Annotated in this window: 16 protein-coding genes; 11 read left to right on the plus strand and 5 right to left on the minus strand. The window is 58.5% G+C overall.

Annotation, left to right across the window (positions count from 1 at the left end; all coding sequences use genetic code 11):
• Window positions 1–9 precede the first annotated feature (9 nt).
• The 10 genes from ACIQV9_RS20825 (at window position 10) to ACIQV9_RS20870 (ending at window position 10,796) form a co-directional block, all read left to right on the plus strand.
• On the plus strand, window positions 10–1,167 hold the full coding sequence (locus ACIQV9_RS20825) for a DUF2515 family protein (protein ID WP_403105205.1): 1,158 nt from the start codon (window positions 10–12) through the stop codon (window positions 1,165–1,167).
• On the plus strand, window positions 1,167–1,799 hold the full coding sequence (locus tag ACIQV9_RS20830; RefSeq protein WP_403105207.1) for a hypothetical protein: 633 nt from the start codon (window positions 1,167–1,169) through the stop codon (window positions 1,797–1,799). The genes ACIQV9_RS20825 and ACIQV9_RS20830 overlap by 1 nt, the downstream gene beginning before the upstream one ends.
• Window positions 1,800–1,828: 29 nt before the next feature.
• Entirely contained in the window at window positions 1,829–2,455 is a 627-nt protein-coding gene (locus ACIQV9_RS20835) for a hypothetical protein (RefSeq protein ID WP_403105209.1), read from the plus strand.
• A gap of 284 nt (window positions 2,456–2,739) precedes the next feature.
• On the plus strand, window positions 2,740–4,398 hold the full coding sequence (locus ACIQV9_RS20840) for a Na/Pi cotransporter family protein (protein ID WP_403105211.1): 1,659 nt from the start codon (window positions 2,740–2,742) through the stop codon (window positions 4,396–4,398).
• Between the two features lie 194 nt (window positions 4,399–4,592).
• Window positions 4,593–5,981, plus strand: a complete 1,389-nt coding sequence (locus ACIQV9_RS20845; RefSeq protein WP_403105214.1) for a M16 family metallopeptidase — start codon at window positions 4,593–4,595, stop codon at window positions 5,979–5,981.
• A gap of 219 nt (window positions 5,982–6,200) precedes the next feature.
• Window positions 6,201–7,229, plus strand: coding sequence for a DUF5924 family protein (locus ACIQV9_RS20850; protein WP_403105217.1), 1,029 nt, complete (start codon window positions 6,201–6,203; stop codon window positions 7,227–7,229).
• Window positions 7,230–7,284: 55 nt separating this feature from the next.
• On the plus strand, window positions 7,285–8,433 hold the full coding sequence (locus ACIQV9_RS20855; protein ID WP_403105220.1) for an MlaE family lipid ABC transporter permease subunit: 1,149 nt from the start codon (window positions 7,285–7,287) through the stop codon (window positions 8,431–8,433).
• Window positions 8,430–9,233 carry an ABC transporter ATP-binding protein gene (locus ACIQV9_RS20860; RefSeq protein ID WP_219094742.1) on the plus strand — a complete coding sequence of 268 codons (804 nt, stop codon included), beginning with the start codon at window positions 8,430–8,432 and terminating at the stop codon, window positions 9,231–9,233. The genes ACIQV9_RS20855 and ACIQV9_RS20860 overlap by 4 nt, the downstream gene beginning before the upstream one ends.
• Before the next feature lies 1 nt (window position 9,234).
• Window positions 9,235–10,173, plus strand: coding sequence for an MlaD family protein (locus tag ACIQV9_RS20865; RefSeq protein WP_403105223.1), 939 nt, complete (start codon window positions 9,235–9,237; stop codon window positions 10,171–10,173).
• Window positions 10,170–10,796, plus strand: coding sequence for an ABC-type transport auxiliary lipoprotein family protein (locus ACIQV9_RS20870; RefSeq protein ID WP_403105226.1), 627 nt, complete (start codon window positions 10,170–10,172; stop codon window positions 10,794–10,796). The genes ACIQV9_RS20865 and ACIQV9_RS20870 overlap by 4 nt, the downstream gene beginning before the upstream one ends.
• Window positions 10,797–10,989: 193 nt before the next feature.
• Here the strand turns inward: ACIQV9_RS20870 and ACIQV9_RS20875 are convergent, their stop codons facing one another.
• The 5 genes from ACIQV9_RS20875 to ACIQV9_RS20895 form a co-directional block, all read right to left on the minus strand.
• Window positions 10,990–12,219, minus strand: coding sequence for a nucleoside recognition domain-containing protein (locus tag ACIQV9_RS20875; protein WP_403105228.1), 1,230 nt, complete (start codon window positions 12,217–12,219; stop codon window positions 10,990–10,992).
• Window positions 12,220–12,408: 189 nt separating this feature from the next.
• Window positions 12,409–13,740, minus strand: coding sequence for a glutamate/aspartate:proton symporter GltP (gene gltP / locus ACIQV9_RS20880; protein WP_109627055.1), 1,332 nt, complete (start codon window positions 13,738–13,740; stop codon window positions 12,409–12,411).
• Between the two features lie 698 nt (window positions 13,741–14,438).
• The gene (locus ACIQV9_RS20885; RefSeq protein WP_403105232.1) at window positions 14,439–14,903 is read right to left on the minus strand and encodes an inhibitor of vertebrate lysozyme family protein; all 465 of its coding nucleotides are present in this window, start codon (window positions 14,901–14,903) and stop codon (window positions 14,439–14,441) included.
• Window positions 14,904–14,905: 2 nt separating this feature from the next.
• Complete coding sequence (locus ACIQV9_RS20890) at window positions 14,906–15,070, minus strand: DUF1328 domain-containing protein (RefSeq protein WP_003177151.1); 165 nt, start codon at window positions 15,068–15,070, stop codon at window positions 14,906–14,908.
• A gap of 82 nt (window positions 15,071–15,152) precedes the next feature.
• Window positions 15,153–15,440, minus strand: a complete 288-nt coding sequence (locus ACIQV9_RS20895) for a hypothetical protein (RefSeq protein WP_403105236.1) — start codon at window positions 15,438–15,440, stop codon at window positions 15,153–15,155.
• A gap of 437 nt (window positions 15,441–15,877) precedes the next feature.
• On the opposite strand from ACIQV9_RS20895, the gene algB reads away from it, so the two are divergent.
• A complete protein-coding gene (algB, locus tag ACIQV9_RS20900) occupies window positions 15,878–17,224 on the plus strand; it encodes a sigma-54-dependent response regulator transcription factor AlgB (protein WP_010465602.1) in 1,347 nt (448 codons plus the stop codon).
• Window positions 17,225–17,227 lie beyond the last annotated feature (3 nt).

Raw genomic sequence — 17,227 nt, forward strand, 5'->3', positions numbered from 1 at the left:
AAGAATGAAATGACTGGACAATGCATGGCCCCAGACGACCTGGACATGAAGAAACTCTGGAACAGCACCTGCGAACTCCCCGCTTGCAAGCGCGAAACCACCAAGGCCGGCCCCAACCCGAAAACCCGCGTCGAAGTGCCATTGCTGACCTGTAACTGCCTGTGGCGCAGATTTCAGAAAGAAGCCGAAGAATGGGTGGCACCGGGCGGTGTGTTGATTGCCGACCCGCAAGCCCGCAACCGCAAGATCAACGCGGCTTATGCACAGTTGTGGCTGGCGGATAACCGGTTTCAGTGGGCGGGGTTGGCGGCGTTTGCTTCGAAGCAGGTGGGGTGTGGGTTGATCCATGCCACCAAGTTGCAAACGGCTATTGCGGCGCAGAAGGCTGCGCAGGAGAAATTGCGGACGGGGAAATCGGAAACCCTTTTCGAAGGGTTTGGGTTCAAGCTCAGCAAGACTGATCCGGAAATCGAGAAAGAGTTAGCGAGCGCCAAAGCGGCCAATCCTCTTCCCACTGAGGATATTACCTTCGGCGACAACTCCCGCTCCGCTGTTCAGCAGCAGTTGGACTATGTTTACGAGATGTTAGCGCTCGGGAATACCTCTCTGTTTCTCGACGTTTACCCATTGCATCGATTTTTTATGATGCGTGGTTTCAAGGAAATGCAAACTTGTCTTCCTCAACGCAACAAACTCAAGAACGAAGTTCTCTGGCCTATCGCCGACAAAGTGGAATTCGGTGTACTGCGCTCAGAAATAAGCGACACATTTAGAGCCATTGATGAAGGAAATATTGCTAAAAGTGTCGAATTCATGGCTCGTCACGAACAGCTGAACATTCTGCAGCCCGCGATGTACGACAACACACAATTTGCCCTTCTGATGCGTGGTACTCATGCCGGTGATGTCGTGTCTGTGGTCACGGGATTGCTGTCTGGAGCTGCAGAGGAAATACAGTTGACCTTGGCAAGCCAATGCAAAGCACCAGACGGTCGAAAAGTGGCCTTTGGTAGCAATCCATTGGCAAATTTGGCGGATAAAGATCAACGCATGGAGTTTGTGCTACGAGCGGCAACCCAATTCAATGCGCTGCTGAAGGATCCTGCCTCAGGAGCGAAGCTCAAGCAATCCATAACAGAGATATCACAAGGCGGGGGAATTCGATAATGCGGTTCTTAAATAGAGTTGTGCTGATAAGTCTCAGTGCAATTTTTGTAGGCGCCACTATCATCTATTTCAACTGGGGCACGGACATTCTGAGTGCCCATATTGGAAAGACCTTCGACGACACCGTTGCTGACTCAACATTTCCGGTGAGTGCCAATACAGCTATTTACCCCAGCGACCCACCGCACCCTAGCTCTACATGGATCTCCAATCCGGTCATTATCCATTTTGATGATCCTGAGCATGGCTTTACGCTGCCCGCTACCAAGTTTGGCGCGATTGGATTTGATGAGGGCAAAGTCTCGACTATGACGACTTCTCCGATGCTTGAAACGGTGCCGTTCGACCAATTGATTGTGGTACTCGATCAGTTACAGAACCAACTCAAAAATGCTGGTTGGGTACTGTGGAATGCCGAAAGAAACCCTTGGGTTGAAACCGCTACCGAGGATGATAAAAGAACGCTTCAGGCTGAACTGTTTGACCACGTGGTGGTGGCCGTGCTGTTGATACCCCACAAATACAGTCTTGCGCTTAACGTCAAATGCTACGCCCGCTGTGATGAGCGCGAGCCGAAAACGGCGAAGTATCTGATTGATGTCAGTGTCGGTTCGGATTACTACAGCGAATGAGGAGCCGCTCCAGAAGGCGGCGTTGGTGTTTGCAAAGAGCAGCGTTTTTTACCCTGTTCATTTGTCTGACTTCCTTTCACCACCCAGTTGATTTTTTGAACGTTCATATCGGGAAGTCATACACAGAAGTCGCACAAGACTCGACATTCCCTGTTTATGGCAATACGGCAATTTATCCTGGGGATCCTAACGACGCTAAAGATCCACCTCATCCGAGCTCTACCTGGATCAGCCATCCAGTCGTCATCAGATTTGATGACCCCGACTATGGTTTTACGCTGCCCGCTACCACGTTCGGTGCGATCAGTTGGTCCAAATTCAAAGCGATCACCCTGACTACGTCGCCGATGCTGGAAACCTTGCCGTTCGGGCAAACGGTAGCACTCCTTGAGAAGTTACAACAAAAGTTCAATCAACTCGGGTGGACTCCAGAGCCTGCGGAGGGTAACGACTGGCTAAAAATAGAAACCAAGGAGGATAAGGCGCGGCTTCAGGCGAAACTCTTTGATCAAGTTGACGGCGTCATCTTGTTGATTCCGCACAAATACAGTTTGATCCTTCACATCAAATGTTATGCCCGCTGCGCTGAACGAAACCCCGAGACAGCCAAATATTTGATCGACGTAGGGCTAGGCGACGATATCTTTAGCGATTGAACTCCCGCCGATTTTAGGACTGCTACGCAGCCCAGCGGGAGCAAGCTCCCTCGCCACAGGAGTTGTGTTCGCGCACCGTTTCAACTGTACGGCCGAGACCCTCGGGTCCCTTCTTCATTTCTGCATCGAACTGTTTTCATGACAGTTTTGTTTCAATCACTTCTTTAGCTATGCGATGCTGGCGCCCAGACCGTTAGCCAACTACAGCTTAAGTACAGAACGTAGAACGTCGCGCGGCACCGTCAATTTGCCCCTTTGGGGCGCTACCACCACAGGGGGCCTGCATGCTCACCCTGCTCAATTTGTTATCTGCCGTGGCCTTGTTGATCTGGGGCACGCATATCGTCCGAACCGGCATCCTGCGGGTCTACGGTTCCAATCTGCGCCATGTGATCGGCCAGAATATGTCCAAACGCTGGCTCGCGTTCATCTCGGGGATCGTCGTCACCGCGATGGTTCAGAGCAGCAACGCCACGGCCATGCTCGTCACTTCTTTTGTCGGTCAGGGCCTGATGGCGTTGACGCCCGCCCTCGCGACGATGCTCGGCGCGGATGTTGGTACCGCGCTGATGGCGCGGGTGCTGACGCTCGATTTGTCGTGGCTGTCGCCGCTGCTGATCTTCCTCGGGGTGATTTTCTTTCTGTCCCGCAAGCAGACCCGGCTGGGTCAGATGGGTCGCGTCAGCATCGGCCTCGGGCTGATCATCCTGGCGTTGCAACTGATCGTCGAATCCGCCGCGCCGATTACCCAGGCGCAGGGGGTGAAGGTGATTTTCGCCTCACTGACCGGCGACATCCTGCTGGATGCCCTGGTGGGCGCGTTGTTCGCAATGATTTCCTACTCCAGCCTGGCCGCCGTCCTGCTGACCGCGACCCTGGCTGGTGCTGGTGTGATCAGCCTGCCGGTGGCCATCGGTCTGGTGATCGGTGCCAACATCGGTAGCGGCATCCTCGCGTTCCTCAGCACCAGCATGCAAAACGCCGCCGGGCGTCAGGTGGCGCTCGGCAGCCTGCTGTACAAGCTGATTGGGCTGCTGCTGATCATTCCGGTGCTGGACCCGTTGGTGCGCTGGATCGACAGCCTCGACTTCAGTCCTCAGGAAATGGTCATCGGCTTCCATCTGCTCTACAACACCGCGCGCTGCCTGGTCCTGTTGCCCAGTGTCGGCCCGATGGCCAGGCTCTGCGCGTGGCTGCTGCCGGAGCGGCCGGAGCTCAACGGCACGGCGAAACCCCGACACCTCGATCCGACGGCGCTGGTCACACCCAGCCTGGCGCTGGCCAACGCCGCGCGCGAAACCCTGCGCATGGGCGATCTGATCGACAACATGCTCGAAGCGATGCTCGACGTGCTGCGCGGCAAACAATCCGCCATCACCCAGGAAATGCGCAAACTGACGGATGATGTCGAAGCGCTCTACAGCGCGATCAAGCTCTACCTGGCGCAAATGCCCCGCGAAGACTTGAGCGATCAAGACAGTCGACGCTGGGCGGAAATCATCGAACTGGCGATCAACCTCAAACTGGCCAGCGATTTGATCGAACGCATGCTGCGCAAGGTACAGCAGCAGAAAACCTCGCAGCGCCGGACTTTTTCCGAGGTTGGGCTGGAAGAATTGGCCGGGTTGCACAGCCAGTTGATCTCCAACCTGCGTCTGGGGTTGTCGGTGTTTCTCAGTGCCGACAAGGAAAGTGCCCGCCAATTACTGCGTGAGAAACGTCGCTTTCGCGCACAGGAACGCCGCCTGGCCCATGCTCACGTCAGCCGCTTGCAACGTAAGATCGTGCAGAGTATCGAGACCAGTTCGCTGCACCTGGAGCTGATCGCCGACATGAAGCGCTTGAATTCGCTGTTCTGCAGCAGCGCTTATGTGGTGCTGGAAACGTCGGACACCGGTGCACTGGCGGTCGACGATATGGCTGACATCACGCATTCGCCTTGAACGTCTGGCGGTGTGGTCAGTCAGTTACATTGGTTCAGCCTCAAGACCGCCTTCGCGAGCAAGCCCGCTCCCACAGGTGATTTGGTCGGACACAGTTTCCGAGTCCACCAAAGATCCACTGTGGGAGCGGGCTTGCTCGCGAAGGCGGCCTGAAGGACGACATGGATCTCCGATTGGTTGCCTGGAAGCTTGCTATGCGTTGTCTGCTGTTTGCCTGTCTGTTGCTTGGCTCTTTACCTTCATTTGCCCTGGATCGTTTCCAGGTCGAGGGCTATACGCTGCCCAACGGTCTGCAATTGCTGCTCAAGCCCGGCACCGAGCGCGGGCATGTGGCGATTCGTCTGGTGGTCGGCGTAGGCCTGGATGATTTCAGCTGTGCCGACAAGGAGCTGCCGCACTTGCTTGAGCACTTGTTGTTCAGCGGCATCGATGCCACCGGCGAAGGTGGTCTGGAAGAGCGCATGCAGGCCTTGGGCGGTGAGTGGAACGCGTTCACCAGCAATGCGGACACCACGTTCGTCATCGAAGCCCCGGCGAAAAACCAGCGCAAGGTGCTCGACCTGCTCCTGGCGCTCCTGACCCAGACCCGAATCGACGACAACGCCATCAAGGCTGCCAAACAAGTGGTCGAGCGCGAAGACGGCGGCCATTACTCACACTTGCAACGCTGGCTGGATCGTCAGGACCTGGGCCATACCGCGAGTAATCAGCTGGCGGTGGAACTGGGTCTCAAATGCCCCGAGCGGGCCGAGGTCGATGACCTGACCCGCGAGCAACTGGAGACGGTGCGCAAGGCCTGGTACGCGCCCAACAACATGACGCTGATCGTGGTCGGCGAGCTCGACAAGTTGTTGCCGGCGTATCTGGAACGCTCCTATGGCGCACTTGAAGCCGTCGACCCTACCGATCACCTGCCCTTGCCGGAAATCCAGGCCAGTGCCGCCCATGAACGAACGCTGAGCGATGGTTTCGTCGGCGGCGGAGCCAAGTTGCATTGGCTGGTGCCGGAACCGGTGCTGCAGGATCAGCACGACGAAACCTTCGACTTGCTCAAGGACTATCTGGACTGGGCGCTCTATCGCCAACTGCGCCTGGCCCACGGTTTGTCCTACGGTCCCTCGGCCAAGCGCGAGGTGTTTGGCGGGGTCGGATTCATGAGCCTGAACGCCGACCTTGAGCGTGACGACGTGCCTGAAGCCCAACAGGTGCTAGAGGATTTGAAGGCCGATTTGCTCAAGGATGGTCTCGACGCAGATACCTTCAACCGCCTCAAACAGGCCGCCATCACCCGCCAGGCCTGGGCCGTGCAAGGCAACAGCGCGCTGGCCGATTACTACTGGAGCGCGCTGGGGGACTACCAGGACGGGCGTTTCGCCGACCCGGCCAGGGAACTGCAAGGCGTGACGCTGGCGGAAGCGAACAAGGCCATGCGCGAGTTGCTCGTGTCGCCGGGGTATCTGCGGATCGAGAAGCCGCTGATGAGTGATGACCAGTTGATGTGGGCGATGGCCGGGGTGTTTGGTCTTGTGGTGTTGATGCTGCTGAGCTGGCGCTTTCACCGAAGAGCGCGACCAACCGTGTAGCAGCTGGCGTAGCCTGCGTTCGGCTGCGAAGCAGTCGCCAATCCGATTTGCCACATGTACCTGATACACCGCGGTGAATGGTTTGACGACTGCTGCGCAGCCGAACGCAGGCTACGCCAGCTGCTACAGGGTTTTATGATCGGATTGCGGACCTCGCCACACCGCTCCACGGGCGGTACTCTGTTGAGGATTTTTCCCACGACTATGGCGAACCGCCGAATGCCTACTCTGACCCTGTACGTCCAGCGCATCCTGGAATTGATGAAGCGCTATCCAGGGGTCATTGCGCTCGGTGGTTTTATCTCCGGGGTCGGCAGCTTCATCCTGGTGGATCGGCAACAGGGCCTGGCGACCTGGATCACCATCATCATGGTGCTCAGCTGGATCTGGCTGATGCTGGAAAACAGCCTGACCAAGTTGTTCACCAAGCTCTTCAAGCGCGAAATTCCCCAACCTTTGCTGCGTTACGCCACGCAGATGATCCACCAGGAAAGTCTGTTCTTCGTCTTGCCGTTTTTTTTCATCACCACGACCTGGAACAGTGGCCAGTTGTTCTTTACCGGGCTGCTGAGCATGGCGGCGCTGATTTCCATCATCGACCCGCTCTACTATAAATGGCTGGCGCCCCGGCGCTGGGCGTTCCTGGCGTTGCACACGCTGACGCTGTTCGCCGCCCTGTTGACCGCCCTGCCCGTCATTTTGCACCTGACCACTTCACAGAGTTTCAAGCTGGCGCTGGGCACCGCTGTTTTGCTGTCGTTCCCGAGCCTGGCCTCGATCTTCCCGATCCGCACGGTGCGCAACGCGTTGGCGATCCTGAGTATCACGCTGGGCATCGGCGCCCTCGGCTGGGTACTGCGTTCGTGGGTGCCACCGGCGACCCTGTGGATGACCGATGTGGCGATCAGCACCCAGATGCAGGATCGCACCCCCGGCGCCAGTCTAGATGAAGTCAGCGCCGAGCAGATTCGTGGCGGCGGCCTGTATGCCTTCACCGCGATCAATGCCCCGCGCGGCCTGGAAGAGCGGATCTATCACGTCTGGCAATTCAACGGCAAAGAGGTCGACCGCATCCCGCTGGACATCCACGGCGGGCGCAAGGAAGGCTACCGCGCCTGGACCCACAAGCAGAATTTCCCGGGCAATCCTGCCGGCAAATGGCAGGTCCGGGTGCTGACCGAAGACGGGCAATTGATCGGTGTGCTGCGCTTCAAAATCTCGGACAGCACACCGATCAAAGAAAAGTAATCCGGTTCGTGCTATTACGTAGCTCTGCGTAAATAGCCGAACAAGCACGGAGCTTATGACCAGCAGCACAATGGCCGGCAATGCCCAGCTAGACGCCTCTCACTCCCCGGCACAACTGCGGGTCACGGGTGACTGGACGCTTGCCCATTACGCCGATCTCAAGCACCTGAGCGAAAAGCTCCGCGGCCAATACGACGACAGCACGCACATCGATCTCAATGGCCTCGGTGCGCTCGACACCGCCGGGGCGTCGCTGTTGGTGGAATTGCTCGGGTCCGAGCGTCTGGGCCGATCGGCAGAGCATCCCGATTGCACGTTGTCCCCTGCCGACCGCGCCTTGTTGCAGACGGTTTATTGCTCGCTCAGCGACTTCTGCGTGCCGATCAAGGAACCGGAGATCAGCGTCGGCATTCAACTGCTGACCCGCATTGGCCGTGCAGTCGACACGGTTTGGCAGGACACCCTGCAACTGCTGGGCTTCGTCGGCCTGATCCTCGAAACCATCGCCCGCGGTCTGTTTCGTCCCAAACGCTGGCGCATTACGCCGATGGTGGCGCACATCGAACAGACTGGCCTCGACGCCGCGCCCATCGTGGCCCTGCTGACTTTTCTGGTCGGCGCCGTGGTGGCGTTTCTCGGGGCGACGGTGCTGGCGAGTTTCGGCGCGAGTATTTTCACCGTGGACCTGGTGGCGTTCTCCTTCCTGCGTGAATTCGGCGTGTTGCTGACCGCGATCCTGATGGCGGGTCGAACCGCCAGTGCGTTCACCGCGCAAATCGGTTCGATGAAGGCCAACGAAGAAATCGACGCCATCCGCACATTGGGCCTCGACCCGATGGAGTTGCTGGTGGTGCCGCGGGTATTGGCGTTGCTGGTGGCGCTGCCGATGCTGACCTTCCTGGCGATGATCTCGGGGATCATCGGCGGTGGAGTGGTCTGCGCCGTGTCGCTGGATATTTCACCGGCGATGTTCCTGTCGCTGCTGCAAACCGATATCGGCGTTCAGCACTTTTTGGTGGGGATCGTCAAAGCGCCGATCTTCGCCTTCCTGATCGCCGCGATCGGTTGCCTCGAAGGCTTCAAGGTCAGTGGCAGCGCCGAGTCCGTGGGCGCCCACACCACGTCGAGCGTGGTGCAGTCGATTTTCGTGGTGATTGTGCTCGACGCGGTGGCCGCGCTGTTTTTCATGGAGATGGGCTGGTGAGTCGTTTACCCCGAGCGCCTTCCGAGGCGGTGATCGAAGTCCGTGGGCTGTGCAATCGCTTCGGCAGTCAGAGCGTGCACGAGAACCTCGACTTGGATTTGTATAAGGGCGAAATCCTTGCCGTGGTCGGCGGTTCTGGCAGCGGGAAATCGGTGTTGCTGCGCAGCATCGTCGGCTTGCGCCAGCCCAGCGAAGGCGTGGTGAAAGTCTTCGGCAAGAACCTGCCGACGCTGTCCGAACACGAGCGTTCGATGGTCGAACGGCGCTTCGGCGTGCTGTTCCAGAAAGGCGCGCTGTTCTCTTCGCTGACCGTGACCGAGAACGTCGCCCTGCCCTTGATCGAACACGCCGGCCTGAGCCGTGAAGACGCCGAGCATCTGGCGGCGGTGAAACTGGCGCTGGCCGGGCTGCCGCTGTCGGCGGCGGACAAATATCCTGCCTCGCTGTCCGGCGGCATGATCAAGCGTGCGGCGCTGGCCCGAGCGTTGGCGCTGGACCCGGACATCCTGTTTCTCGACGAACCCACCGCCGGCCTCGACCCGATTGGCGCGGCGGCATTCGATCAATTGATCCTGACCCTGCGCGATGCCTTGGGCCTGAGTGTGTTTCTGGTTACCCATGACCTCGACACGCTCTACACCATCACCGACCGGGTGGCGGTGCTGGCGCAGAAAAAGGTGCTGGTGGCGGACGCTATCGACAAGGTCTCGGAAACCGACGACCCGTGGATTCACGAATACTTCCATGGCCCTCGCGGCCGCGCGGCGTTGACTGCCGCTCAACAGTTGAATGAGGTCTGACATGGAAACCCGAGCCCATCATGTATTGATCGGCCTGTTCACCGTGATTGTGGTGGCGGGCGCCCTGCTCTTCGGTCTGTGGCTGGCCAAGTCCAGCGTCGACACCGAGTTCAAGGATTATGAAGTCGTCTTCAACGAGGCGGTCAGCGGCTTGTCCAAGGGCAGCGCGGTGCAATACAGCGGGATCATGGTCGGCGACGTGGTGACCTTGCGCCTTGACCCGAAAGACCCGCGCCGGGTGTTGGCGCGGATTCGCCTGGGCGGCGATACGCCGATCAAGGAAGACACCCGGGCCATCCTGGCGCTGACCGGGATCACCGGCACGTCGATCATTCAGCTCAGTGGCGGTACACCACAGAGTCCGACGCTCAAGGGCAAGGACGGCAATCTGCCGGTGATTATCGCGTCGCCCTCGCCTATCGCTCGCTTGCTGAATGACAGCGGCGACTTGATGGCCGGTGTGAACACGCTGATGCATAACGCGAACCTGATGTTTTCCACGGAGAACGTCGAGCGCATCAGCAAGACGCTGGACCATCTGGAACAAACCACCGGGACCATCGCCGACCAGCGCGGTGATATTCGTCAGGCGATGCAGCAACTGGCGTCCGTCGGCAAGCAGGCTGGCGCCATGCTGGAACAGACGTCGGCGCTGATGCGTAATGCCAATGGCCTGCTCAACGATCAGGGCAAGCAGATGTTCGGCAGCGCCGAGCAGGCGATGAAATCGCTGGAGCAAAGCAGTGCGACCATCAACAAATTGCTCACGACCAACCAAGACTCGCTGAATAGCGGCATGCAAGGCCTCAATGGCCTGGCGCCCGCAGTGCGTGAATTGCGTGACACCCTGACGTCGTTGCGGGCCATTTCCCAACGCCTGGAAGCCAACCCCAGCGGTTACTTGCTGGGTAATGACAAGAACAAGGAGTTCACGCCATGAAGCTTGCGACCCTCGCCCTCCTCGCCGGCTTCACGTTGGTCAGCGCCTGCTCGATCCTGCCCAAGTCCGAGCCGTCCGATGTCTATCGCTTGCCGTCGGCCCAGAGCAGCGTTTCGGCCAGCCACGGCACGCCGCAACGCTGGTCCCTGCGCCTGACCAAGCCGCAGGCCAGCGAAGCGTTGAACAGCGCGAAAATCGCTGTGATCCCGCAGGGTGATCTGATCAGCAGCTATACCGCCTCGCGCTGGAGCGATCCGGCACCGGTGTTGCTGCGCAATCGACTGCTGGATGGTTTCCAGCGGGACGGCCGGGTGCCGTTGCTGAGCACCGATGACAGCAACTTCCAGGCGGATCTGGAATTGGGCGGGAGTCTGCAAGCATTCCAGACCGAGTACCAAGGCACCGCTGCCAGCGTGGTCGTGCGGCTGGATGCGTTGCTGGTGCGCGGGTATGACCAGCGCATCCTCGCCAGCCGCCGCTTTGAAGTGCGTCAGCCGTTGAGCGATGTAAAGGTGCCGGCGGTGGTGGCCGGGTTTGGCCAGGCCAGTGACCAGTTGACGGCGCAGGTGGTGACTTGGGCGGTGGAGCAAGGACAGAAAGTTGCGCCGCCGTTGAGGCCCTGAATACCTACACACATCAATGTGGGAGCGAGCCTTTGTGGCGAGGGGACTTGTCCCCGTTGGACTGCGCAGCAGTCCCAAAATCTGAGTTCTCGGTGTATCAGATACAACTTGAATTCAGAAATTGGGGCCGCTTCGCGACCCAACGGGGACAAGTCCCCTCGCCACAAAGGCTCGCTCCCACAAGGGTTCTCGTTTAGCCGAAGAACCAGTAGCAAACGCCAATCGCGCCGAGAACACCGGCAAGCTCAGCCAGCAACGCACACCCCACCGCATGCCGCGCCCGTTGGATGCCCACCGCACCGAAGTACACCGCCAGCACATAGAACGTCGTTTCCGTACTGCCCTGGATCGTCGCCGCCACCAGTGCCGGGAAACTGTCCACACCAGACGTCTTCATGGTCTCGATCAGCATCGCTCGCGCGGCGCTGCCGGAGAACGGTTTGACCATCGCCGTCGGCAGTGCGTCGACAAAGCGCGTGTCCCAACCGGCCCACTCCACCAGATGCCGGATCCCGTCCAGACCAAAGTCCAGCGCCCCGGACGCCCGCAGTACGCCGACGGCACACAGCATAGCCACCAGATACGGCAGCAGGTTCTTGGCCACGTCGAAGCCTTCCTTGGCGCCTTCGACAAACGCTTCGTAGACCTTCACTTTGCGTAACGCGCCAATCACCAGAAACAGCATGATCAGCCCGAACAGCGTCAGGTTGCCGAGGATCGATGACAGGCCGGCCAGAGCGGTCGCCGAGAGCGTCGCCAGCAGCGCCATGAAGCCACCGAGGGCCAGGGCACCGGGAATCAGGTAGGCGAGCACCACCGGGTCCCACAGCCGCAGACGTTGCATGAACGCCACCGACAGCAGGCCCACCAGTGTCGAGCAGCTGGTTGCCAGCAGGATCGGCAGGAACACCAGCGTCGGATCGGGCGCACCTTGCTGGGCGCGGTACATGAAGATCGTCACCGGCAACAGGGTCAGGGAGGACGCATTGAGCACCAGGAACAGGATCTGCGCGTTGCTGGCGATGGTGTCGCTGGGGTTGAGCTCTTGCAGCGACTTCATGGCTTTAAGGCCAATCGGCGTGGCGGCGTTGTCCAGGCCCAGACCGTTGGCGGCAAAGTTGAGCGTGATCAGGCCGATGGCCGGGTGACCGGCCGGCACTTCGGGCATCAGTCGCAGAAACAGCGGGCCCAGTGCTTTGGCCAGCCATTCGACAATCCCGGCTTTCTCGGCAATTCGCAGGAAACCCAGCCAGAGGGTCAGGGTGCCGAACAGCAGGACCATGACTTCGACCGATAACTTGGCCATGGCGAAAATGCTTTCCACCATCGCCGCGAAGATCCCGGCGTTACCGCCGATCAGCCATTGCGCCAGCGCTGAAACGGCAGCCACGATGAAGAAGCTAAGCCACAGGCCATTGAGCATCAGTTAAATCCCCCGAAGAATGCCGCGAATGATAGCGGGGTAGCCAGAAACGACAAACCCCGGATTTCTCCGGGGTTTGTTTTGGCTCTTGTAGGAGCAAAGCTTGCTCGCGATCCAGGCGATGCGGTCTATCAGTTACACCGCGTTATCGTTCTTCGCTGGCAAGCCATGCTCCTACAGGGATCTGCGTTAGTTGCTGGAGACTTCGCCCGCCGGCAGCTTTTCCTTGCTGCGCCAGTGCGGCAGCGAGTTCCAGTAGCGCTGGCCCTTGGCATCGTCGTACATGCCTTCCCAACGGGAGATGACCAGTACGGCCAGCGCGTTGCCGATCACGTTCAAGGCGGTACGCGCCATGTCCATGATGCGGTCGACACCGGCGATGAATGCCAGGCCTTCGAGCGGAATACCTACGCTGCCCAAGGTGGCCAGCAGCACCACGAAGGACACGCCCGGCACGCCGGCGATGCCTTTGGACGTAACCATCAGGGTCAGCACCAGCAGCAATTGCTGGCTGATCGACAGGTCGATGCCGTACAGCTGGGCAATGAAGATCGCCGCGATGCTCTGGTACAGGGTCGAGCCGTCGAGGTTGAACGAGTAACCGGTCGGCACCACGAAACTGCAAATGGCTTTCGGTGCGCCGTAGGCTTCCATCTTCTCGATCACGCGCGGCAGCACGGTTTCGGAACTGGCGGTGGAGTAGGCCAGGACCAACTCATCCTTGAAGATGCGCATCAGCTTGATCACCGAGAAGCCGAACATCTTGGCAATCAGGCCGAGGATGACAAAGGCGAAGAAGGCGATGGCGACATAAACCAGGATCACCAGTTTGGCCAGCGGTATCAGAGAAGCGAAACCGAAGTTGGCCACGGTCACTGCGATCAGAGCGAACACGCCGATCGGGGCATAGTTCATGATCATGTGGGTGACTTTGAACATGCTCTCGGACACGCCCTGGAACATCTTCACCAGCGGCTCGCGCAGGTCCGATTGCAGACTCGACAAGCCGAGTCCGAACAATACGGAGAAGAAGATGATCGGCAGCATTTCGCCGCGGGCCATGGCCGCAAAGATGTTCGACGGGATCAGGTTGAGGATGGTTTCGATGAACGCGTGTTCATGCTGAACCTCGGCAGCCGTCGCCTGGTACTTGGAAATATCCACGGTACCCAGGGTGCTCATGTCGATGCCGGTGCCCGGATGGAACACGTTGGCCAGCACCAGACCGACCACGATGGCGATGGTGGTGACGATCTCGAAGTAAATGATGGTCTTGAGGCCGATACGCCCGAGTTTCTTCGCATCGCCTACGCCAGCGATGCCGACGATCAACGAGGAGATGACGATCGGGATCACGATCATCTTGATCAGACGGATAAAGATATCGCCTGCCGGTTGCAGGACGTTGCTGATCCACCAGGCTTTTTCGGCACTGAAATGGTTGAGCAGCGCACCGATTGCTATCCCCAGAACCAGACCGATGAGGATCTGCCAGGCGAGGCTGAGCTTTGCCTTCTTCATATCTTTACCCTTACTTGCGTTTGACTCAGGCGAATGCAAGAACTGGAACGCTCGTGGCGAAAAAGTCTGTGCATCTGCCCCCGTATAAGGTGCCCCGGAGCGCTTTATTACGGCTCTCTGGCAGGCGAAAAAAGGCGCAACTATTCCGATGCAAGGAAGCGACGTCTAATGCCGTAAACGCCTACCCTATGCCGAATCGGCATGAGCTTTTTTAATTGAAACTCGCGTCCCAACCGGTTCGAATACGACATTTCGGCAGGCATAAGTGCCGTGAACCGGCCATTTCAGAGGAGGTTGGTTGTTTTTTAAACAGTTGAATTCACGGCGAAATTTAGGAAAAAGCCTACGTTTGGCAGCGAAAACTCTTCTGCCGAAAGTCGGAGGTTTCTCGATATACGGTCGTGAAGAAACACCGCGAAACGGTTTTGTGGGGAATATGCAGCAGGGGGAATAGGGCGCAGTGCTCTAGATCAACGCTTTGCACGTTGAAGCTCTTCGCAAGTCCGTCGAGCCACTCGGGTCCGGCGAACTTGCGTCGCAGCTTTATACCTGACCAGGCCCTTGCGCAGACACTCCATGTGCCCGTAGGTCACTCCGCCCCTGAAGCAGGCAGAACGTCCCGACCCCTTGGTCATGCGCCTGCCTTCCTCGGGTGGCGCACTGGAAAGAAGCGATGCTGCTCCTTTCGTGTTTCAAACTCAGTACCAGTTCGGATCCTTCTTGAGCTGTTCCATCAACAGATCCTGCATACCCTGATCGGGTTTGCCGAGGAAGCGGTAGTCGGCATGTCGCGTTGGCGACTTGTCGGCCGGCAGCCCTGCGGGCACTTCGACCAGCATTGCGTACGCGTCCTTTTTGTCGAAGCTGAAGGCCACGATCAAGCGTTTGTTAAGGCACGTCGGTTGCGTTTCGCAAAGCGGCCCGACCAGGTACTTGTCGCCATCCTCTTCAACAGCATTCATTTGCTCGGAAGCGCCAGACAGGTTCATTACCCATTCCGGCAGTCGTTCTTCCGTTTTAACGACTTTAGTCCACGTTTCACGGTACTGCGGGTCCGAATTCAGTAATTCGGTGGCCCGCGTCTGGCCATCATTGGCCGCCATCGCCATGGCACTACCGCCCAGAAGCAGGGCGGCTGCCAGTGTCTTTAACAAAACGCTCATATTCAGCCTCGACCGCGACGGCCAAAGAAGAACGAAGCAATGAACATCACCAGGAACACGACAAAGAGAATCTTGGCGATACCCGTGGCGGTGCCCGCGATACCACCGAAGCCCAGTACTGCAGCAATGATGGCAATGATCAAGAATGTGATTGCCCAGCTCAACATGGTGATTCTCCTTACGCTTCTATATTAGAGATGTTGCTAGTGGTGCTTTTCCCGGCGCATCGAGCGCGCCAAGTTCGTTTACTCAGAACACCCAACGTTCCTGACGAGGCATCTCATCCACAGGCTGAGCCTGGTCGACGTCCATCATTCGCATCGGGGCGAGGTCAGCCTGGCTGCTGCTGACGGCGCTGAAATGGGTCTGGGTTGCATGTTGAATCGACACGTGCGGAACCTCTGGTTGCTGGCTCTGTTCCCAAAGAAGGAACTGCTGGCCTGCGATCAGCGTGATCAACAGCGCCAGAACGCCAAACAGGCCTTGTTGAAGATGCAAAGGCGAGATGCGCAATGGGGCGACACGTTGGCGATTCATCCTGAAACTCCTCCCACTCTGGTGGTGATCTTGTCAGTGGGCGTCGATACAAATGGCCCTGATTACCCAGACCATTGCAGCCTGCATGCCAGCTTCTCTGTATAAAAATATCGTTTTAAATCAATAAGTTAGTTTGACCCTGAAAACCAGGGTGGACGCATCCTGCACGATGGGCCGTGCAGGGTCGTGCGTATTGCACGATAGATTCCCGGCAACTTGGATTTTTTGAATTGAGAGGAGGGCGCGGATGTCAGAAAGGGACGTGGGTCATTGCCTAAAAAGTGGTTTTTTATTAAAAAACCAGAGAAATCAGTCCATTAGCTATTGAATGAGTAGAGAGCTACCCTGCCATGGCCGGAATGGATCAGAATCAACCATGCAACTTGCCCGATTTTTCCGGGACTAACCAAGATCATTCATCAAAGGAGCGCAGGAATATGGAATCAGCCACTGAGCATCAAGGCCGCATTCTGCTGGTGGATGACGAATCCGCCATTCTGCGAACCTTTCGTTATTGCCTCGAAGATGAAGGCTATAGCGTCGCCACCGCGAACAGTGCAGCGCAGGCCGATGCGTTGCTGCAACGTCAGGTATTCGATCTGTGCTTCCTCGATCTGCGCCTGGGTGAAGACAATGGCCTGGATGTGCTGGCCCAGATGCGCATTCAGGCGCCCTGGATGCGGGTGGTGATCGTCACCGCTCACTCGGCTGTCGACACCGCCGTAGATGCGATCCAGGCCGGTGCCGCCGACTACCTCGTCAAACCTTGCAGCCCCGATCAGTTGCGTCTGGCCACCGCCAAGCAGCTGGAAGTCCGGCAGCTTTCGGCGCGTCTGGAAGCCCTTGAAGGCGAAGTGCGTAAACCCAAGGACGGCCTGGATTCCCATAGCCCGGCCATGAAAGTGGTACTCGAAACCGCACGCCAAGTCGCCAGCACCGACGCCAACATTCTGATTCTCGGTGAATCCGGTACCGGGAAAGGTGAACTGTCCCAAGCCATTCACGGTTGGAGCAAACGCCAGAAGAAATCCTGCGTCACCATCAACTGCCCGTCCCTGACCGCTGAATTAATGGAAAGTGAACTCTTCGGCCACAGCCGCGGCGCGTTCACCGGTGCCAGCGAAAGCACCTTGGGGCGCGTCAATCAGGCGGATGGCGGGACGTTGTTTCTCGATGAGATCGGCGATTTTCCTTTGACGTTGCAACCCAAATTGCTGCGTTTCATCCAGGACAAGGAATACGAGCGCGTGGGTGATCCGGTGACCCGCCGCGCCGATGTGCGCATCCTCGCAGCGACCAACCTGAACCTCGAAGACATGGTGCGCGACGGCCGTTTCCGTGAAGACCTGCTCTATCGCCTGAACGTCATCACCTTGCACTTGCCGCCACTGCGCGAGCGCCGGGAGGACATTCTGAACCTGGCCGACCGTTTCCTGGCTCGCTTCGTCAAGGAGTACGCGCGTCCGGCGCGGGGCTTCAGCGACGAAGCCCGCGAAGCGTTGCTGGGTTACCGCTGGCCCGGAAACATCCGCGAACTGCGTAACGTGGTGGAGCGGGCGAGCATCATCTGTCCACAGGAGCGGGTCGAGATCAGCCACCTCGGGATGGCAGAGACCCCGACCAACAACGCGCCGCGTATTGGCGCGGCGTTGAGCCTGGACGAGTTGGAGAAAGCCCACATCGGTGCCGTGCTCGCCACCGCCGATACCCTGGATCAGGCGGCCAAGACCCTCGGCATCGATGCCTCGACCCTGTACCGCAAACGCAAGCAGTACAACCTGTGAGCC

Origin of the sequence: Pseudomonas sp. NPDC099000, from assembly GCF_044759925.1 — a bacterium.
Lineage (GTDB): Bacteria > Pseudomonadota > Gammaproteobacteria > Pseudomonadales > Pseudomonadaceae > Aquipseudomonas.